The 22,072-nt window shown below is 74.6% G+C and carries 1 protein-coding gene; it reads right to left on the bottom strand.

Annotation, left to right across the window (positions count from 1 at the left end; genetic code table 11):
* Nucleotides 1-2: 2 nt before the first annotated feature.
* The gene (locus AB0I49_RS19380; RefSeq protein ID WP_363228207.1) at nucleotides 3-22,055 is read right to left on the bottom strand and encodes a non-ribosomal peptide synthase/polyketide synthase; all 22,053 of its coding nucleotides are present in this window, start codon (nucleotides 22,053-22,055) and stop codon (nucleotides 3-5) included.
* Between the last annotated feature and the right edge of the window lie 17 nt (nucleotides 22,056-22,072).

The raw sequence follows: 22,072 nt of genomic DNA, 5'->3' as shown, positions 1-22,072 counted from the left end.
GTTCAGATCTCCCACTCGGCTACCAGGTCGTCTTCGAATTCATCGATCTCGTGCTGCGTGATCGAGCCGAGGCCCACGTCGGAGGGGGTGAGCCCGCCCGCGTCGGGGTGTTCGGCGTGTTCGGCCAGCGCAGTCAGCGCCCGGAACCAGCCCTCGGCCAGTTCCCGTACGCGCTTCTCGTCCAGCAGTCGCTCGGCGAAGGTCCAGGACGCGACCAGCTCCGGGCCGCGCGCGCCGTCCTCGGTGAGGGCGTTGAGGCCCAGGACGTGCGGGAGCGGCATCTTGTCGTCGGTGCCCGGGGCGTTGCCGTCGGCTTCCGGGGTGAGGGCCCAGTCGGCGGGCCGGTCGTCGGCGTCTGCGGCGGTGGCCTTGGCTGTAGCCGCGGCCGTGGCGAACCGGCCGAGGTAGTTGAAGCCGAGCTGGGGCGCGCCGAGGCCCGCCAGTGCGGCGGCGGTGTCCGGGTTGAGGTAGCGCAGCAGGCCGTAGCCGATGCCGTTGTCCGGGACGGTCCGCAGTCCTTCCTTGACGCGCTTGAGCAGCGCGCCCGCGGCCGGTCCGGCGGCCCACGCCTGTGCGCGGTCCAGCCCCGACACATCCAACCGCACGGGGTACACGCTCGTGAACCACCCCACGGTGGCGGATACGTCGACGCCGCCGACGGCGTCCTCCTCGCGGCCGTGGCCTTCGAGGTCCACCAGGACGTCCGGGGAGCCGTCGTCGCCGCGCCAGTCGGCGACGGCGAGCGCGAACGCGGACAGCAGGACGTCGTTGACGCCGGCCCGGAAGGTGCTCGGCACGGTGGTCAGCAGCGCGTCCGTGACGTCGGCGGGCAGCCGCAGCGTCACCGTTCCCGCCGAGCCGTACGTGTCCAGCTCCGAGTCGAGCGGCCCGGCGCCGATCACGGGGTCGGGGGCCCCGAGCGTCCGTCGCCACAGCTCCAACTCGACTGTTCTGGACGGCTTTTCGGACTCTTCGGCCAGTCGTCGGACCCAGCCGCGGAAGGACGTCGCCACCGGCTCGGGCCGGGCGTCGCGGCCCGCGGCGGCATCCCGCCAGGCGTCGGCGAGGGCGGGCACCAGCACCCGCCAGGACACGCCGTCCACCGCGAAGTGATGCACCATCACCAGCAGTCGTCCCGGCTCGTCCGGGCCCCGGTCGAACCACACCACCCGCAGCATCGCGCCGTCGGCGGGGGACAGCCGGTCGCGCGCCGCCTCGGCCTCGGCCGCGTACTGGGCGGCGCGGGCCGCGTCGTCCAGCCCGTGCTGGTCGACGCGGAGCACGCACTCCTCGGCCCGTACGGAGCCGGGCGCGGCGACCTCCGCCGTCCAGTCGGCCGCGGCGGGCCCGGCGGCGACCCTCAGGCGCAGCGCGTCGTGGTGGTCGAGCACGGTCTGCACGGCGGTCACCAGGTCGCGCCGGGCCATCCCGGCCGGGGCCTGGAGGACCGTGGACTGGTTGAACCGGTCGAGGGGTCCGCCGCGTTCGGCGAGCCAGTGCATGACCGGCGTCAGCGGTACGGGGCCGACTCCGGCGCCCGGCGCTTCGGCGACCGCGCCGCGGGCGGCCGCGACGGCTCCGGCGAGGCCCGCGACCGTCTTGTGGTCGAAGACGTCGCGCGCCGACAGCTCCAGCCCGGCCCGGCGGGCCCGGCTGACCAGCTGGATGGACATGATGCTGTCGCCGCCCAGCTCGAAGAAACTGTCGTCGACGCCGACCCGCCCGATTCCCAGGACCTCGGCGAACAGCCCGCACAGCAGCTCCTCGCGCGGCGTGCGCGGGGCGCGGCCGGTGAGTTCGGCGCGGTATTCGGGTTCGGGGAGGGCCTTGCGGTCGAGCTTGCCGTTGGGGGTGAGCGGCAGGGCGTCGAGGGTCACGAAGGCGGCGGGCACCATGTAGTCGGGCAGCGTGGCGGACAGGAATTCCCGCAGCTCACCGGTGGTGGGGGCCTCGGCTCCGTCGGGTACGAGGTAGGCCACGAGCCGCTTCTCCCCCGGCCGGTCCTCGCGGACCAGGACGGTGGCGCGGTTCACGCGGGCGTGCGCCGACAGGGCCGCTTCGACCTCGCCGAGTTCGATGCGGAAGCCGCGGACCTTGACCTGGTCGTCGGCGCGGCCGGCGTAGTCGAGTACGCCGCCCTCGCGCCATCGGGCGAGGTCGCCGGTGCGGTACATGCGGGCGCCGGCCGGTCCGTACGGGTCGGCGACGAACCGCTCCGCGGTCAGTCCGGGGCGGCCGAGGTAGCCGCGGGCGAGGCCGCCGCCCGCGATGTACAGCTCGCCCGCGACGCCGGGCGCGACGGGCCGCAGCCCGGCGTCGAGCACGTACACCCGGGTGTTGTCGACGGGGCCGCCGATGGGCGGCAGGGCGGGGCCGGTGACGGGGGCGCTGATGGTGGCGGCGACGGTCGCCTCGGTCGGGCCGTAGGCGTTGACCATCCTGCGGCCGGGCGACCAGCGGGCGACGAGCTCCGCCGGGCACGCCTCGGCGCCGACGACGAGGGTGCGGAAGTGCGGCAGTTCGCGTTCGGGCACGCTGCCGAGGACGGTCGGCGGGATCAGCGCGTGGGTGATCCGCCGGTCGGCCAGGATGTCGGCCAGTTCCTCGCCGGCGAGGGGGCCGGCGGGCGGTACGACGAGCGCGGCTCCGGCCGGGAAGGCCATGAGCAGTTCCATGACGGCGGCGTCGAAGCTCGGTGACGACAGTTGCAGGACGCGGCTGTCGGCGTCGATGGCGAGCCGTTCCACCTGGGTCGCGCCGAGGCTCGTGAGTCCGGCATGGGTGACGACGACGCCCTTGGGGCGGCCCGTGGAGCCGGAGGTGTAGATGACGTAGGCGGGGTGACTGGCCGTCAGGGGTGTGGTGCGCTCGCCGTCGTGCACGTCGCCGTCGGCGCGGCCGTCCACGCCGTCCAGGGCCCGGATGGCGGCGGCCTCGTCGAGGTGCAGCCGGGGGGTGGCGGTGGCGGGGAGCCGTGCGGCGGTCTCCGTGGTGCTGATGAGGAGTACGGGGCGGGCGTCGTCGAGCATGTAGGCGATGCGGTCGTCCGGGTAGCCGGGGTCGACCGGCAGGTACGCGCCGCCCGCCTTGGCTACCGCGAGGAGCGAGACGACGAGGTCGGCGGAGCGCGGCAGGGCGAGGGCGACGGTCGTCTCCGGGCCGACGCCGTGCCCGATGAGCAGCCGGGCCAGCCGGTTGGCCTGCGTGTTGAGGTCCGCGTAGGACAGGACCGTCTCCCCGGCGATCACCGCGGGGGCGTCGGGGGTGCGGGCCGCCTGGGTCTCGACGAGCGCGCCGAGGGTGAGCCGCGGCAGGTCGCGGGCGGTGTCGTTCCAGTCGGTGAGGACGTTCCGGCGTTCGGCGGCGTCCAGGATCTCCAGTGCGCCGAGGGGCTGCCGGGGGTCGGCGACGACGGCGGACAGCAGCCTGACGAGCCGGTCGCCCAGGGTGACGGCGGTGTCCTCGTCGTAGAGGTCGGTGCTGTATTCGAGGTGGCCGGTGAGTCCGGCGGGGGCCCCGGCGTCGGTGTGCCGCTCGGTGAAGGAGAACGCGAGGTCGAACTTGGCGGCGCCGGTGTCCACCGCGGCCGGGGTCACGCCGAGGCCGGGGAGGCGACCGATCACGTCGTGCGCGCCCCGATGGTCGGTCTCGAAGGCCAGCGCGGTCTGGAACAGCGGGTGGCGGGCCATGGACCGGGTGGGGCTCAGCACGTCCACGAGCCGTTCGAAGGGCACGTCCTGGTGCGCGTACGCGGCCAGGTCCGCTTCCCGTACGCGCTCGGTCAGCTCGGCGAACGTCGGGTCGCCGGACACGTCGGTGCGCAGCACCAGCGTGTTGACGAAGAACCCGACGAGTTCCTCCACCGCGCTGTCGGTGCGGCCGGCGATGGGCATGCCGATCGGGATGTCCGTCGAGCCGCTGAGCTTCGCCAGCAGCGTCGCCAGCGCCGCCTGGACGACCATGAACAGGCTGCCGCGGCTCTCCTTGGCCAGGCCGGCGAGGCCGGTGTGCACCTCGGCGGGGACGTCGAAGGAGATCCGGGCGCCGCGGTGGGTGGCGGCGGCGGGGCGCCGCCGGTCCCGCGGCAGCTCCAGTTCCTCGGGGAGGTCCGCCAACTGCCGGTTCCAGTAGGCGAGTTGCCGGGATATCTCGCTGTCGGGGTCGTCCTCACCGCCGAGCATGTCCCGCTGCCACAGGGCGTAGTCGGCGTACTGCGCGGGCAGCGGCGCCCAGTCGGGGGCCCCGCCGGCGCAGCGCGCCTCGTACGCGGTCATCAGGTGCTGTACGAGCACGGGCAGCGACCAGCCGTCGGCCGCGATGTGGTGCACCAGGACGAGCAGTACGTGCTCGTCGGCGGCCTCTTCGAAGAGGACGGCGCGCACGGGGACGGCGGCGGCCAGGTCGAAGCCGCGCCGGGACGCGGCGTCGAGCCGTTCGCGGCGGGCGGCGGGGGTGTCGGCGCTCACGTCGACGGTCTCGACGGCCGGGCGGGCGCGCGGGTCGGCCGCGTCGAGCACGACCTGGTATCCGCCGTCGGCGTCCTCGGCGAAGAGGGTGCGCAGGCTCTCGTGGCGCGCGACGACGTCGGCGAGGGCGTGGCGCAGGGCCTCGTGGTCCAGGGCGCCGGACAGGCGCATCGCGATGGGCAGGTTGTAGGTGGCGCTGGGGCCGTCGAGGTGGCTGAGGAACCAGAGGCGCTGCTGGGCGAAGGAGAGCGGTATCCGCTCCGGGCGCGGGCGGGCGGCGACGCCCGTGCGTGCCCCGCCGGCCTGCGCCAGCGCCCCGGCCAGTGTGGCGACGGTGGGCGTCTCGAAGAGCTGGCGGATGGCGAGTTCCGCGCCGAGGGCGGCGCGGACCCGGCTGACGAGGCGGGTGGCGAGGAGCGAGTGGCCGCCGAGGTCGAAGAAGCTGTCGTCGATGGTGACGTGGGCGACGCCGAGGACCTCGGCGAAGACGGCGCACAGGATCTCCTCCTGCGGGGAGCGCGGCGGGCGGCCGGTGGCCTCCATGCCGTATTCGGGGGCGGGCAGCGCCTTGCGGTCGAGCTTGCCGTTGAGGGTGAGGGGCAGGGCGTCGAGGGCGACGATCGCGGACGGCACCATGTACTCGGGCAGCGCCTTGGCGATGTGCGCCCGCAGGGCGTCGCGGTCGAGGGCCGCCCCGGCGACGGCTACGGCGTAGGCGACGAGCCGCTTGTCGCCGGGGCGGTCCTCGCGGAGGATCACGGCGGCCTGCGCCACCTCGGGGCGGCCCGCGAGAACGCCCTCCACCTCGCCGAGCTCGATGCGGAAGCCGCGCAGCTTGACCTGGTCGTCGACGCGCCCGACGAACTCCAGCCGCCCGTCCTCCAGCCACCGCACGACGTCACCGGTGCGGTACATCCGGCCGCCGTCGCCCTTGAAGGGATCGGCGACGAACCGCTGCGCCGTCAGCTCCGCCCGGCCCAGATAGCCGCGCGCCAGACCGGCGCCGGCGATGTACAGCTCGCCGCTGACGCCGACGGGCACCGGGCGCAGCGTGCCGTCCAGGACGTAGACCTGGGTGTTCCACAGGGGCCGGCCGATGGGCACGACGGCCTCCGGCACGTCGTCGGCGGCGCGCAGCGGGTTGACGCTGGAGAAGACGGTGGTCTCCGTCGGCCCGTACTCGTTGGCGACGGTGATCCCCGGGCAGGCGTCAAGGACGCGTCGGACGGCGGTCGGTGACACGACGTCACCGCCGGCCCAGATCTCGCGGACGCCCGCGAAGCATTCGGGGCGTTCCTCGGCCAGCACCCGGAACAGGCCGGCGCTGACGAAGAGGCCCGTCACTTCCTGTTCCGCGATCACGGTGGCGAGGTCGGCGGCGCCGAGGCGGCCCGCCGGGGCGACGACGACCCGACCGCCAGTCAGCAGCGGCGTCCAGATCTCGAACGTCGAGGCGTCGAAGGCGTACGGCGAGTGCATCAGCACCCGCTCATGGTTGCCGCGCGTCCAGTACCGGTCGGCCGCCAGATGCACCACATTGCGGTGCGTATTGGCCACGCCCTTCGGCACGCCCGTGGAACCGGAGGTGTACATGGCGTAGACGAGCTGCTGGGCGTGGGTCGCGACGCCGGGGTTGGTGTCCGGCTCGTCGGCGAGACCCTCGCCGACGCGGACGATCGGGGTGTGGACGGCGAATTCGATCTCCTCGGGGTTCCGGTCGGTGAGCAGGGCCGCCGCTCCGGTGTCGCGGAGGATGAATTCGGAGCGGCTCGCGGGCTGGTTCGGGTCGAGCGGTACGTACACGCCGCCCGCCTTCAGCACGGCGAGGCTGGAGACGACCACGTCGGCGGAGCGCTCCTGGAGCACCGCGACCCGGCTCTCGGCGCGTACGCCCAGGCCGATCAGGCGGTGCGCGAGGCGGTTGGCCCGCGCGTTCAGCTCCCCGTACGTGAGGGTTTCCGCCCCCGAGGCCACGGCCACCGCGTCGGGTGCCGCCACCGCCCGCTCCTCGAAGAGGACATGGACGGCCGTGTCCGCCGGGAACTCCACATCCGTGTCGTTCCACTCGGTCACCACGCGGCGCCGCTCGGCGGGGTCCAGGACGTCGACGGTCATGACGTGCCGGTCGGGGGCCTCGGTCATCGCGGTGAGGACGAGGACGAGCCGGTCGACGAGGCGCTGGACGCTGTCGCGGTCGAACAGTTCGGTGCTGTACTCCACGACGCCGCCGAGGCCCGCGGGCTCGCCCTCGGTCCCGTGCAGTTCGGCGACGTTGAAGTCGAGGTCGAACTTGGCGACGCGGATGTCCACCGGCTGCGGCACGGCGGTGAGCCCCGGCAGGGCGCCGATCGCGTCCAGCGCCTCGCGCCGGTCGGTGTCGAAGGTCAGCGAGGTCTGGAAGAGGGGGTGCCGGGACAGCGAGCGGGCCGGGTTGACCACCTCGACCAGCCGCTCGAACGGCACGTCCTGGTGCGCGTACGCGGCCAGGTCCGTCTCCCGCACCCGGTCGATCAGCTCGGCGAACGTCGGGTCGCCGGAGACGTCGGTGCGCAGCACCAGCGTGTTGACGAAGAACCCGACGAGGTCTGCCAGCGCGTCGTCCGTGCGGCCGGCGACGGGCGTGCCGAGGGGGATGTCGGTCCCGGCGCCCAGCCGTGCGTACAGCGTGGCGAGGGCCGCCTGGACGAGCATGAAGAGGCTGGCGCGGCGCTCCTTGGCGAGGTCGGCGAGGGCGGCGTGCAGTTCGGCGGGGATCTCGAAGGCGAGGTGGCCGCCCTGGTTGGCGGAGGCCGCGGGGCGCGGCCGGTCGGCAGGCAGCTCCAGTTCCTCGGGGAGCCCCGCCAACGTCTCCTTCCAGTAGGCGAGTTGTTCGGCGGCCGGGCTGTGGGGGTCGTTCTCGTCGCCGAGGGCCTCGCGCTGCCACAGGGTGTAGTCGGCGTACTGCACGGGCAGCGGCGCCCAGTCGGGGGCCGTTCCGGTGCGGCGTGCGCCGTAGGCGGTGGAGAAGTCGGCGGCCAGGCGCCCCATCGACCAGCCGTCGCCCGCGATGTGGTGGACGAGCAGCAGCAGTACGTGCTCGTCGGCGCCCAGCTCGAACAGCGTGGCCCGCACGGGGATTTCGGCGGTGAGGTCGAAGCCGTGCCGGGCGGCGCGGCGCAGCTCGTCGGTCAGGTCCTCCTCGGTGACGGTCGCGACCGTCAGCTCGGGGCGGCTCGCGGCGGCGTCGAGGACTCGCTGGTACGGGCCTTCGGCGTCCTCGGCGAACACGGTGCGCAGGCTCTCGTGCCGCTCCACGACGTCGTCGAGCGCGCGCCGCAGCGCGGCGCGGTCCAGACGGCCCGTCAGGCGGAGGGCGGCGGGCAGGTTGTAGGTGGCGTTGGGACCTTCGAACTGGCCGAGGAACCAGAGGCGTTGCTGCGCGAAGGAGGCGGGCACCCGTTCGCCGCGGTCCCTCGGCGCGAGCGCTGCGCGCGCGGCGCCCGCCGCCCCGATGGCCGTCGCGAGTCCGGCGACGGTGGGCTCCTCGAAGAGCTGACGGATGGACAGCTCGACGTCGAGCGCGGCGCGCACCCGGCTGACGAGCTGGGTGGCGAGAAGCGAGTGGCCGCCGAGGTCGAAGAAACTGTCGTCGATGGTGGCCTTGGGGACGCCGAGGACGTCGGCGAAGATCCCGCACAGGATCTCCTCCTGCGGGGAGCGCGGCGCGCGGCCCGCCGACGTGCCGCCGTACTCGGGGGCGGGCAGCGCCTTGCGGTCCAGTTTGCCGTTCGGGGTGAGCGGCAGGGCGTCGAGGACGACGATCGCGGACGGCACCATGTAGTCGGGCAGCGCCTCGGCGACGCGCGCCCGCAGCGAGCCGGGTTCGGGGGCGGCGCCAGCGACCGGTACGGCGTAGGCCACCAGGCGCTTGTCGCCGGGGCGGTCCTCGCGGACGGTCACAGCGGCGCGTGCCACGGCCGGGTAAGCGGCGAGCGCCGCCTCGACCTCGCCGGTCTCGACGCGGAAGCCGCGGACCTTCACCTGGTCGTCGGCGCGGCCGGCGAATTCGAGGCGGCCGTCGGGGCGGCGTACGGCCAGGTCGCCGGTGCGGTACATGCGGGCGCCGGCCGGTCCGTACGGGTCGGCGACGAACCGCTCCGCCGTCAGACCGGGGCGGCGGTGGTAGCCGCGGGCCAGTCCGTCGCCCGCGATGTACAGCTCGCCGGGGGCGCCGGGGGCCGCGGGGCGGAGGGCCGAATCGAGCACGTACAGGCGGGTGTTGACGATGGGGCGGCCCATCGGCGGCACGACGGCTCCGGCCAGCGGGTCGCTCATGCTCGCGCAGACGGTGGATTCGGTGGGGCCGTACGCGTTGATCATGCGGCGGCCGTGCGAGAAGCGTTCCACGAGGTGCGGCGGGCACGCCTCGCCCGCCACGGTCAGCGTCATCCCGGCGGGCAGGGCGTCGTCGGCGAGTTGGGCGAGGGCGGACGGCGGGAGCGTGGCGTGGGTGATCCGCTGTTCGGTGAGGAGCGCGGTCAGCGACGGTCCCGGCAGTAGCCGGTCCGCGTCCGCGAGGACGACGCAGGAGCCGGAGAGCAGGGCGACGCAGAGTTCGGATACGGCGGCGTCGAAGCTGGGCGAGGCGAACAGCAGGACGCGGCTTCCGGGCCGCACGGCGAACCCCTCGGTCTGCCCGGCGGCCAGGCTCGCCAGGCCGGTGTGCGTCACCACGACGCCCTTGGGGCGGCCCGTGGAGCCCGAGGTGTAGATGGTGTAGGCGGAGTGGGTCCGCTTCAGCGGGGCGGCGCGGTCGACGTCGGCGGGGTCGGCGGCGTCGTAGCCGCTGGTGTCGGTGTGGTCGACGAGCAGCAGCGGCACGTCGGCGCCCGCGAACCGTCCGGCGCGCGCGGTGTCCGTGAGGATCAGCGCGGGCGCGGCGTCGTCCAGCATGTAGGCGATGCGGTCGGCCGGGTAGTCGGGGTCGACGGGCAGGTACGCGCCGCCGGCCTTGACGACGGCGAGGAGGGAGACGACGAGGTCGGCGGAGCGGGGCAGCGAGACGGCCACGGAGCGCTCCGGGCCGACGCCCCGGTCGATGAGCAGCCGGGCCAGCCGGTTGGCGCGCGCGTTGAGCTCGGCGTAGGTCAGCTCGCCGGCCTCGGACGCCGTGGCGGGCGCGTCGGGGGTGCGGGCGGCCTGCGCCTCGAAGAGGGCGGGCAGCGTCGCGGCGGGCACGTCGCGGCGGGTGTCGTTCCCGTCGGTCAGCAGCGCCCGGTGCTCGGCGTCGGTGAGCAGGGCGATGCGGCCCACGGGGCGGGCCGGGTCGGTCCGCATGGCGTCCAGGACGCGGGTGAAGCGGTCGGCGACGGCCCGTACGGCCGCCGCGTCGAGCACGTCGCCCTGGTAGTCGAGCCGGAAGCCGAGGGCGTCGCCGGGCATGGCGACGAGGGCCAGGGTGTAGTGCGTGGAGTCGCTGATCGCGGCGTCCGCGACGCGCAGCCCGCCGCGGCCCGCGAGGTCGTCCAGCGCGTTCCGGTCGAGGGGGTAGTTCTCGAACACCACAGAGGTGTCGAAGAGTTCGCCCGTCGCGGCCTGCCGCTGAATGGCCGTCAGGCCGAGGTGCTGGTGTTCCAGCAGCCGCGCCTGCTCGTCCTGGACGCGGGCGAGGAGGTCCGCGAGGGGTTCGGCGGGGCGCAGCCGGGCGCGCAGGGGGAGGGTGTTGATGAACAGGCCCACCATGTCCTCGACGCCCGTCAGCTCCGGCGGCCGGCCGGAGACGACGAAGCCGAACGCCACTTCGTCCTGGCCGGTCAGGCTCGCCAGGACCAGCGCCCAGGCGCCCTGGACGACGGTGTTCAGCGTCAGCCCGTGCGTGCGGGCGCGCTCCGCGAGTTCGGCCGTGGCCTGCTCGGACAGGGCGAACCGCAGGTGCTCGGGGGCGGCCGGGGGCCGTCCGGTGCGGTCGGCCGGGGCCAGCCGGGTTGGCTCCTCGAAGCCCGCCAGCGCCGCGCGCCAGGCCGCTTCGGCGGCGGTCCGGTCCTGGTCGGCGACCCAGCCGAGGTAGTCGCGGTAGGGGCGTACGGGCGGCAGCGCGCCGGCGCCCGTGTAGAGCTGGAACAGCTCGCGGACGAGCACGGGGAGCGACCAGCCGTCGAGCAGCAGGTGGTGGTTGCTGAGCACGAGCCGGTGGTGCCGGGGCCCGAGCTTCAGCAGGGTGAAGCGGAGCAGCGGGGGCCGGGCCAGGTCGAAGCGGAGCGCGCGGTCCGCCGCGAGCAGCCGTGCGGCCTCGGCGGTCCGCTGCGCCTCGCCCATCCCGGTCAAGTCCATTTCGTGCCAGGGCAGTTCGACACCAGCGGGGATCACCTGTACCGGGTGGGCGAGCCCCTCGTGCCGGAACCCGGCGCGCAGGTTCGCGTGCCGGTCGAGCAGCGCCTGACCGGCGGCGCGCATCGCGGACGCGTCCAGCGCGCCGTCGAAGTCGATGGCCGTCTGGACGGTGTAGACGTCCCTCCCCTGCTCGTCGAAGAGGCCGTGGAAGAGCAGGCCGGACTGGAGCGGGGAGAGCGGCAGCACGTCGGCGGCGTCCGGGTACGCGGCGAGCACGCCGTCGAGTTCCGGCTGGGTGAGGGCGGCGAGCGGCACGTCGGAGGGGGTGAGGCCGCCCGCGTCGGGGCGCTCGGCGTGCGCGGCGAGGGCGCGCAGCGCCCGGAACCAGCCCTCGGCCAGCTCCCGCACGCTCCGCTCGTCGAGCAGCCGCTCGGCGAAGGTCCAGGTCGCGACCAGCTCGGGGCCGCGCGCGCCGTCCTCGGTGAGCGCGTTCAGCTCGACGGTGTGGGTGAGCAGCAGCGCGTCGTCCGTGCCGCCGCTGCCCGCCGACCCGGCCAGCACGGACCAGTCGGCGGAGTCCGCGGCGGGGTCGGCGGCGCTGTCCGCCGCGATGCGCCCGAGGTAGTTGAAGCCGATCTGCGGCGCGCCGAGGTCCGCCAGCTCACCGGCGGTGTCCGGGTTCAGGTACCGCAGCAGCCCGAAGCCGAGGCCGTTGTCGGGCACGGACCGCAGCTCCTCCTTGACGCGCTTGAGCAGGGCCCCGGCGGCGGGCCCGCCGTCCCGGGCCTGCGCCCGGTCGAGTCCGGAGATGTCCAGCCGCACCGGGTAGAGGCTGGTGAACCAGCCGACGGTCTCCGACACGTCCACGCCGCCGACCGCTTCCTCCTCGCGGCCGTGGCTCTCCAGGTCCACCAGGACGTGCGGGGTCCGGCCGTCGCCGCGCCAGTCGGCGACGGCGAGCGCGAACGCGGAGAGCAGGACGTCGTTGACGCCGGCCCGGAAGGTTCCCGGCACGGTCGTCAGGAGCGCGTCCGTGACCTCGGCGGGCAGCCGCAGCGTCACGGAACCGGCCGACCCGTACGTGTCCAGCGCGGGGTCCAGGGGGCCGGAGCCGATGACGGGGTCGGGGGCGTCGAGCGTGCGCCGCCACCGCTCCAACTCGGCCGTCCGCGTGGCCTGTCGGGCTTCCTCGGCCAGGCGCCGGGCCCAGCCGCGGAAGGACGTCGCCACGGGCTCCGGCTGCGCGTCGCGGCCGGCGGCGGCATCCCGCCAGGCGTCGGCGAGGGCGGGCACCAGCAGCCGCCAGGACACGCCGTCCACCGCGAAGTGATGCACCATCACCAGCAGCCGTCCCGGCTCGTCCGGGCCCCGGTCGAACCACACCGCCTGCACCATGACGCCGTCGGCGGGCGACAGCCGGTCGCGCGCCGCGTCGGCCTCGGCCGCGTACTGGACGTCGCGGGCCGCCTCGTCGAGGTGTGCCGCATCCACGCGCCGTACGCACGCCCCGGCCCGTACGGAACCGGGCGCGGCGACCTCCGCCGACCAGCCGGACCCGTCCCCGGCCGCGGCTCCGGGGGCCACCCGCATGCGCAGCGCGTCGTGCTGGTCCAGCAGGGTCTGGACGGCGGTCACGAGGTCGCGCTCCGCCATTGCGGCGGGCACGCGCAGCGCCAGCGACTGGTTGAACCGCTCGACGGGCCCGCCGCTCTCCGCGAAGCGGCGCATGATCGGCGTCAGCGGTACGGGGCCGACCCCGGCGCCCGCCTCCTCCGCCACCGTCTCCTGGGCGTCGCTCACCGCCGTGGCGAGCGCCGCGACCGTCTTGTGGTCGAAGACGTCGCGCGCCGACAGCTCCAGCCCGGCCCGGCGGGCCCGGCTGACCAGCTGGATGGACATGATGCTGTCGCCGCCCAGCTCGAAGAAACTGTCGTCGACGCCGACCCGCCCGATTCCCAGGACCTCGGCGAACAGCCCGCACAGCAGCTCCTCGCGCGGGGTGCGCGGGGCGCGGCCGGAGGTCTCCGCACCGTATTCGGGGGCGGGCAGCGCCCTGCGGTCCAGCTTGCCGTTGAGGGTGAGGGGCAGGGCGTCGAGCGGGACGACCGCCGACGGCACCATGTACTCGGGCAGCGCGTCGGCGGCGTGGGCCCGCAGCGCTTCGGCGTCGATGCCGGCTCCGGAGGCCGCGACGACGTAGGCGACGAGCCGCTTCGCGCCGGGCCGGTCCTCGCGGAGGATCACGGCGGCCTGCGCCACCTCGGGGCGGCCGGCGAGGACGCCCTCCACCTCGCCGGGTTCGATGCGGAAGCCGCGCAGCTTGACCTGGTCGTCGACGCGGCCGACGAACTCCAGCCGCCCGTCCTCCAGCCACCGCACGACGTCGCCGGTGCGGTACATCCGGCCGCCGTCGCCCTTGAAGGGATCGGCGACGAACCGCTGCGCCGTCAGCTCGGCCCGGCCCAGATAGCCGCGCGCCAGGCCGTCGCCCGCGATGTACAGCTCGCCCGCGACGCCGGGCGCGACGGGGCGCAGGCCCGTGTCGAGGACGTACACCTGTGTGTTCCACAGCGGGCGGCCGATCGGCACGACGGCCTCGGGGACCTCGTCGGCGGCGCGCATCGGGTTGACGCTGGAGAAGACGGTGGTCTCCGTCGGCCCGTACTCGTTGGCGACGGTGATCCCCGGGCAGGCGTCCAGCACTCGCCGCATCGCCGTCGGCGAGGCGATGTCGCCGCCCGCCCAGATCTCGCGGACCCCGGCGAAGCACTCCGGGCGCTCCTCCGCCAGCACCCGGAACAGCCCGGCGCTCACGAACATGCCGGTGACGGACTGCTCGGTGATCACGGCGGCCAGCTCCGTGCCGCTGAGGCGGCCCGCCGGGGCGACGACCACGCGGCCGCCGGTCAGCAGCGGCGTCCAGATCTCGAACGTCGAGGCGTCGAAGGCGTACGGCGAGTGCATCAGCACCCGCTCATGGTTGCCGCGCGTCCAATACCGGTCGGCCGCCAGATGCACCACATTGCGGTGCGTATTGGCCACGCCCTTCGGCACGCCCGTGGAACCGGACGTGAACATCACGTAGACGAGCTGCTCGGCGTCCGTGCGGACCTCGGGGTTCGTGTCCGGCTCGCCCGCGAAGTCCTCGCCGTCGTCGAAGCGGACGACGGGGGCGTCGACCGCGAACCCGACCTCGTCAGGGTCCCGGTCGGTGAGGAGCGCCACCGCGTCCGTGCTGCCGAGGATGAATTCGGAGCGGCTCGCGGGCTGGTTCGGGTCGAGCGGTACGTACACGCCGCCCGCCTTCAGCACGGCGAGGCTGGAGACGACCACCGCCGTCGACCGCTCCTGAAGCACCGCCACCCGGCTCTCCTGGCGCACGCCCAGGCCGATGAGCCGGTGCGCGAGCCGGTTGGCCCACGCGTTCAGCTCCGCGTAGGTGAGGGACCGCTCCCCCGAGACCACGGCCACCGCGTCGGGCGTCGTGGCCGCCCGCTCCTCGAAGAGGACATGCACGGCTTTGTCGGCCGGGTACTCCACGTCCGTGTCGTTCCACTCGGTGACCACGCGGCGCCGCTCGGCGTCGTCGAGGACGTCTACGCGGCCCACCGGGCGCTCCGGGTCGGCGACGACCGCCTCCAGCACCCGCGTGAAGCGCTCGGCGATCGATTCGACCCTCGCCCGGTCGAGCAGGTCGGGCTGGAAGTCCCAGACGAAGCGCAGCTGTTCGCCGGGGGTCGCCTTGAGGCCGAGGGGGTAGTGCACGGCGTCGCGCGCCGCGGCTCCGTGGAGCCGCAGTCCGGACGCCTCGATCAGGTCGGTGAACTCGCCGTCGTCGAGCGGGTAGTTCTCGAAGACCAGCGAGGTGTCGAAGAGTTCGCCGATGCCGGTCGCCCGCTGGATGTCGGCGAGGCCGAGGTGCTGGTGGTCCAGCATCGCCGTCTGATCGTCCTGGATGCGGGCGAACAGGCTCGCCAGGGGTTCGGCGGGGCGCAGTCGGGCGCGCAGCGGAAGGGTGTTGATGAACAGTCCCACCATGTCCTCGACGCCCGCCAGCTCCGGCGGCCGGCCGGAGACCGTGACGCCGAACACCACGTCCTCACGCCCCGTCAGACCGCCCAGCACCAGCGCCCACGCGCCCTGCACGACGGTGTTCAGCGTCAGCCCGTACGTACGGGCCCGCGCCGCGAGCGCGGCCGTCCGTTCCCGCGAGAGCGTGCACTCCACCTTCTGCGGGTCGGACACGGCGTGCTCCGCGTCGGCGGGTGCGATGCGGGTGGGCTCCTCGAAGCCTTCCAGCGCTTCGCGCCACGCCGCCTCGGCGCCCGAACGGTCCTGTGCGGCAAGCCACTTGAGGTGGTCGGTGTACGGGCGTACGGCGGGCAGCTCGTGGCCGCCGGCGTAGAGCGCGAACAGTTCGCGCAGGACGATCGGCGACGACCAGCCGTCCAGCAGGAGGTGATGGCAGGTCAGCACCAGCCGGTGGCGGCCGTCGCCGAGGGCGAGCAGGGTGAAGCGCAGCAGCGGCGGGCGGGCGAGGTCGAAGCGGCGCTGCCGCTCCTCGGCCAGGAACCGCTCGGTCGCGGCCTCCCGCTCCGTCTCCTCCAGTCCGGACAGGTCCAGCTCGCGCCACGGCACCGCGGTCTTAGCCTTGGCGGGGATCACCTGCACCGGGCGGCTCAGCCCCTCGTGCCGGAACCCGGCGCGCAGGTTCGCGTGCCGCGCCAGCAGCGCCTGCCCCGCGGCCCGGAAGGCCGGGACGTCGAGTGCGCCGTCGAAGTCCAGGACGGTCTGGACGGTGTAGACGTCGTCGCCGCGCTCGTCGAAGAGGCCGTGGAAGAGCAGGCCCGACTGGAGCGGCGACAGCGGCAGCACGTCCACCGCGCCCGGCTCCGCGGCCATCAGCTCGGCGAGCTCGTCGGCGGGCAGCGCCGTCAGCTCCACATCGGCCGCCCCGTCCCAGGCGGTGGACGGCGCGGTACGGGAGTGGGCGTCGAGAGCCGCCACGGTCCGGTGCTCGAAGACGTCGCGGACGGAGAACTCCAGCCCGGCCCGGCGGGCCCGGCTCACGAGCTGGAGGGACAGGATGCTGTCGCCGCCGAGGTCGAAGAAGCTGTCGTCGATGCCGACCGCCGGCACGCCCAGCACCTCGGCGTAGAGCGCGGCCAGCAGTTCCTCGCGCGGGGTGCGGGGCTCGCGGCCGGCGGTCTCCGCGCCGTATTCGGGAGCGGGCAGCGCCTTGCGGTCGAGCTTGCCGTTCGGGGTGAGGGGCAGCGCGTCGAGGGTGACGACGGCGGACGGCACCATGTAGTCGGGCAGCGCCTCGCCCACGTGGCGGCGGAGCGCGCCCGCGTCCGCTGCGGCCCCGTCGGCGGGCACGACGTACGCCACGAGCCGCTTGTCGCCGGGCCGGTCCTCACGGACGACCACCGCGGTCCGGGCCACCGACGCGTGGGCGCCGAGGACGGACTCGATCTCGCCGAGTTCGATGCGGAAGCCGCGGATCTTCACCTGGAAGTCGGTGCGCCCGATGTACTCCAGCTCGCCGTCCGGACTCCATCGCACCAGGTCACCGGTCCGGTACATGCGGGCCCCGGCCCGGCCGTACGGGTCGGCCACGAACCGCTCCGCCGACAGCCCCGGACGCCCGTGGTAACCGCGCGCCAGCCCCTCGCCCGCGATGTACAGCTCGCCGGAGATGCCCGGCGCGACCGGGCGCAGCCCCGCGTCCAGCACGTACAGCCGGGTGTTGCGGATCGGCCGCCCGATCGGCGGGGTCGTCTGCGCGCCCGTCCGGGAATACCAGGCCGCCGCGTACACCGTGGCCTCGGTCGGCCCGTAGATATTCGCCAGCCGCTCGGCCCCCACCGCCCGCACGATGTCGTTCGCGGCCTGCGCGGACAGCGCCTCCCCCGCCAGCACCACACTGCGCGCGCCCGCGCGCAGCTCGCCGCCCGCCACGATGTGGGCGAGGGCGGAGGGCACGCCGCTCACGATCCCGGCCCGTTCGCCGGAGCAGGAGCCGTCGGCGAGGGCGAGCAGGTCCCGTACGACCTCGATCGAACCGCCGGACAGCAGCGGCCCGAACATCTCGAAGACGGAGACGTCGAAGTTGAGGGACGTGGATGCCACGACGCGGGCCAGCTCCTCGGCCCCGAACTCCGCGCCCGCCCAGGCCGCGAGATCCGCGACGTTCTCGTGCGGCACCACGACGCCCTTGGGGAGGCCGGTGGAGCCGGAGGTGTAGATCGCGTACGCGGGGTGGAGCGGGGACAGCGTGCCGCCGCGGTCCGCGTCCGTCGGGTCGGCGGCCGGGCGGTCCGCGACGGCCGCGGCGGTCTCCGGGGCGTCGAGCACCAGGCGCTCAGGGCCGCCGTCGCCCTCCGGCAGTCGCGGCAGCACGCTGTCGACCGTGATCAGGAGGGCGGGCGCGGCGTCGGTGAGCAGGTGGGCGATGCGGTCGGCCGGGTAGCCCGGGTCCACGGGTACGTAGGCGGCGCCGGACTTCAGCACCGCGAGCACGGCGACGAGGGTGAGTTCCGAGCGCGGCAGGGAGATCCCCACGAAGCCCTCGGGGCCCGCACCCTGGGCGATCAGCTGGTGCGCGAGCCGGTTGGCCCGCTCATTCAATTCGGCGTAGGACAGGGTGACTTCACCGGAAACGACGGCCGTGGCGTCGGGTGTACGGGCCGCCTGACGCTCGAACAGCTCCGGAAGCGTGGCCCGTGGCACCTCGGCCGCCGTGTCGTTCCACTCCTCCAGCACTCGCCGCCCCTCGTCCGCACCGAGCACATCCACCTGGCTGACCGCCGTCTCCGGGGCGTCCGTCACCGCCTCCAGCAGCCGCACGAACCGCTCGCCGATCCGCTCGACCGATCCGCGCTCGAACAGGGCGGGCTGGTAGTGCAGCCGGAAGGAGAGGGACTCGCCGGGCAGGGCGACGAGGCCGAGAGGGTAGTGCACGGCGTCGCGCGCGGTGGCGCCGCGCAGCCGCAGACCGGCGTCGGCGGCCGACGCGCCGAGTCCGTCCGCGTCGAGCGGGAAGTTCTCGAACACGAGGAGGGTGTCGAAGAGTTCGCCGAAGCCAGTGCGGCGCGCGATGTCCGTCAGGCTCAGGTGCTGGTGGTCCAGGAGGCGGGCCTGCTCGTCCTGGAGGCGGGCGAGGAACACGGCCAGGGGTTCGGCGGGGTGCGGACGGGCGCGCAGCGGAAGGGTGTTGATGAACAGGCCCACCATGTCCTCGACGCCCGCCAGCTCCGGCGGCCGGCCGGAGACCGTGACGCCGAACACCACGTCCTCACGCCCCGTCAGACCGCCCAGCACCAGCGCCCACGCGCCCTGCACGACGGTGTTCAGCGTCAGCCCGTACGCACGGGCCCGCGCAGCGAGCGCGGCCGTGCGTTCCGGGGCCAGCGCGAACTCCACCCGCTCCGGCTCCGCCTGTGCGTACTCGCCGACGGGCGCGACGCGGGTCGGCTCCTCGAAGCCGGCGAACGCTTCCTCCCAAGCCGCCTCCGCCGCCGAACGGTCCTGTGCGGCGAGCCACTTGAGGTGATCGCTATACGGGCGTACGGCGGGCAGCTCGTGGCCGCCGCCGTAGAGCGCGAACAGTTCGCGGGCGAGCACGGGCAGCGACCAGCCGTCGAGCAGCAGGTGGTGGTGGGTGAAGACCAGTTGGCGGCGGTCGTCGCCGAGGGTGAGCAGGGTGAAGCGCAGCAGCGGCGGCCGGGCCAGGTCGAAGCGCTCCTCCCGGTCGCGGGCGAGGAAGAGTTCGGTCTCCGCCTCGCGCTCCGTCTCCCCCAGGCCGGACAGGTCCAGTTCCCGCCAGGGCAGCGCTACCTCGGCGGGGATCACCTGCACCGGGCGGCTCAGCCCCGCGTGCCGGAATCCGGCGCGCAGATTCGGGTGGCGTTCCAGCAGCGCCTGGCCCGCGGCCCGCAGGGCGGGGGCGTCGACGGGGCCTTCGAGGTCGAAGCGGACCTGGAGGGTGTAGATGTCGGGGCCCTGCTCGTCGTAGAGGCCGTGGAAGAGCAGGCCCGACTGGAGCGGCGTCAGCGGCAGCACGTCCACCGCGCCCGGCTCGGCGGCCGTCAGCTCGGCGAGCTCGTCGGCGGGCAGCGGCGTCAGTTCCACGTCGGCCGTCCCGTTCGCGGAGGCGGCCGGAGCGGCTGTGCGGCAGTGCTCGCCGAGGGCGGCCGCGGTGCGGTGCTCGAAGACCTCGCGGACGGAGAACTCCAGGCCCGCCCGGCGGGCCCGGCCGACGAGGCGCAGCGCGAGGATGCTGTCGCCGCCGAGGTCGAAGAAGCTGTCGTCGATGGTGGTGCGGGCGACGCCGAGGACGTCCGCGTACAGGTCGGTCAGGAGCGTCTCGCGGGCGTCGCGCGGGGCCCGGCCGGAGGAGCCGGCGCTGTAGTCGGGAGCGGGCAGGGCGTCGCGGTCGAGCTTCCCGTTGGGCGTCAGGGGCAGCTCGTCCAGCGTGACGATCGCGGTCGGCACCATGTAGTCGGGCAGGGCGGCGAAGGCGTGCTCGCGCAGCGCTCCGGGGTCGGGGCGGTGGCCGGGCGCGGGTACGGCGTAGGCCACGAGGCGCTTGTCGCCGGGCCGGTCCTCGCGGACGACCGCCGCCGTCCGGGCGACCGAGGGGTGGGCGCCGAGGACGGCCTCGACCTCGCCGGGTTCGATGCGGAAGCCGCGGATCTTGACCTGGAAGTCGGTGCGGCCGGCGTATTCCAGCTCGCCGTCCGCGTTCCACCGCGCCAGGTCGCCCGTGCGGTACATGCGGGCGCCGGCCGGTCCGTACGGGTCGGCGACGAACCGCTCCGCCGTGAGGCCGGGGCGGTCGAGGTAGCCGCGGGCCAGGCCCGTGCCGGCGATGTAGAGCTCGCCGGCCGCGCCCGGCGGCACCGGGTGGAGGGCGGTGTCCAGGACGCGGACGCGGGTGTCGCTGATGGGCCGTCCGATCGGGGCGGCCTCGCCGTCGGACACCGCGAACAGGCTGTCGCCGGTGATCTCCGAGGCTCCGTAGAGGTTCAGCAGCCGGGCGTGCGGCAGGGCCTCGGCGAACTGCCGGGCATAGGCGGCGGGCAGCGCCTCGCCGCTGCTGATCCACAGGGAGCACTCGGTGAGCTGCCGCGCGCCGCCGCTCTCCAGGAGCCCGGCGAGCAGGCTCGGTACGACGGTGATGCGTCCGATGCCGTGCCGCGCGCCGAGTTCCGCCATCTCGGCGGCGTTACGGGCTTCCTGAGGGCCCGTCATGATGACGGGCGCGCCGTGGACGAGTGCGCCGAGCAGCTCGGTGGTGCCGTCGATGAAGCTGATGGAGGTCTTGGCGAGTACGGGCTCGTCGGCGCGGTAGGGGAAGGTCTCGCCGAACCACGCGAGGCGGTTGGCGACGCCTTCGTGGAGTCCGACGACGCCCTTGGGGAGCCCGGTGGAGCCCGAGGTGTAGATGACGTACGCGGGGTGGTGCGGGGTGAGAGGCCCGGTGCGTTCGGCCGGGGTGAGGTCCCCGGCGTCGTACGCGGCCAGCGCCCGTCGCACGTCGTCCGCGTCGAGGACGGTGCGGGCCGTGCCGGCCGTGGCGGGCACGGCGTCCGCGGCGGCGCGCGAGGTGAGCACCCGCGCGGGGCGGGCGTCGGTCAGCATGTGGGCGATCCGGTCGGCGGGGTGCGTCACGTCGACGGGCAGGTAGGCCGCGCCGGACTTGAGGACGCCGAGGAGGGCCGTGGCGAGGTCGGCCGAGCGGGGCAGGGCGACGGCGACCAGGGACTCCGGTCCGATGCCCTGGGCGGCGAGGCCGCGGGCGAGGCGGTTGGCGCGCGCGTTGAGCTCGCGGTAGGTGAGCGTCTCGTCGCCGAAGACCAGGGCGGTGGCGTCGGGGGCGCGGCGGACCTGGTCCTCGAAGAGCTGGGGGACCGTGGCGGGCCGGGTTCGGCGGGGCGTTCCCGTCCCGGCCGCGAGCACCTGGCGGCGCTCGTCCTCGGTGATCGTCGTGAGCTGCCCGATGGGCTGGCGGGGCGCGTCGGCGAGGCGGTCGAGGAGGGCGAGGAAGCGGTCCTGGTGCGCGGTCATCTGCTCGGCGGTGTAGAGCGCCGGGTTGGCCTGAAACTCGATTTGCAGGCCGTCGCTGCCCGTCGCGTCCCCGGAGACGACGATGGAGAGGTCCTTGACGGCGCCCGTCGAGAGCCAGTGGGCGGCCGTCGGGAGGTCGCCGAAGCGGGTCTTCCTGGAGAAGGTGATGGCGTTGACCGAGGGCCCGGTGAAGCCGCCGGCGCGGCCGAGTTCGCGCTGGAGGTCCTCGCTGCGGTAGCGCTGGTGCTTGCCGACCACCGCCACCTCGCGGGCGGCCTGGGCGATCAGTTCGGTGAAGGGCGTCGAGGGCCGTACGGACAGCCGCAGCGGCAGTTCGTTGGCCAGCATGGCGGGGGTGGCCAGGGACGCCCTGGTCATCCGGGCCGTCGTCGGCAGGCCCAGGACGACGTCGTCCGCGCCGGTCATGCGGTGGGTGTAGGCGGCCGTGGCGGCGATGACGAGCAGCGGCCAGCGGCCGGAGAGCGCGGGGACCGCGGCGAGCACGGCGGCGAGGCGGTCCGCGGGCAGGGTCACGGTGCGCCGCAGGGCGGTGGGCGAGGCGGGCGCGGTGCGGCCGGCGAGGTTCGCGGAGTCGGGGCGGTCGGCGAAGGCGGCGAGCCAGTGGTCCCGGTCGCGGGCGTGGCGCGCGGAGCCGCGGTAGGCGGCTTCCTCGTCGAGCAGGTCGGCGAGCGGGTGGAAGGGGGTCGGTGCGGGTTCGCGGCCGGCGGCCAGCTCGGTGTACAGCTCGCGGATCCGGTCGAGGTAGAGGGTCTGGCCGTAGCCGTCGAGGGCGATGTGGTGGAAGCGGACGTAGAAGTGGTGGTGGTCCGGGGCGAGTTCGAGGAGGACGTGGGCGTGGAGCGGGTCGCCGGAGCGCAGGTCGACGCCGGTGGCCATGTCGGCGTCGATCCACGCCGCCGCGGCGGCGGCCGGGTCGGCGGCGCCGCTCACGGTCACGGTGCGCAGCGGCTCGTCGGGGGTGGGGGCGATGGTCTGCCAGAGGTCGTCGCCGTCCGCGGTGAAGCGGGCGCGCAGCGCCTCCGTCTCGGTGAGCGCCCGGTGCACGGCGAGCCGCAGCGCCGCGCGGTCGAGGGGGCCGCTGATGTCGAAGGAGACGCCGCAGTTGTAGAGCGGGCTGCCGGGGGCGAGCTCCTGGGCCACCCAGACGCCCAGCTGCGCGGCCGAGACGGCACGTCGGTCGATCCGCACATCAGTCACTTCTACCT

The sequence above is a fragment of the Streptomyces sp. NPDC050617 genome, assembly GCF_040654795.1.
Taxonomy (GTDB): Bacteria; Actinomycetota; Actinomycetes; order Streptomycetales; family Streptomycetaceae; genus Streptomyces.
The sequence above is the reverse complement of the archived record's forward strand: the minus strand, read 5'-3'. Positions and strand labels throughout refer to the sequence as shown.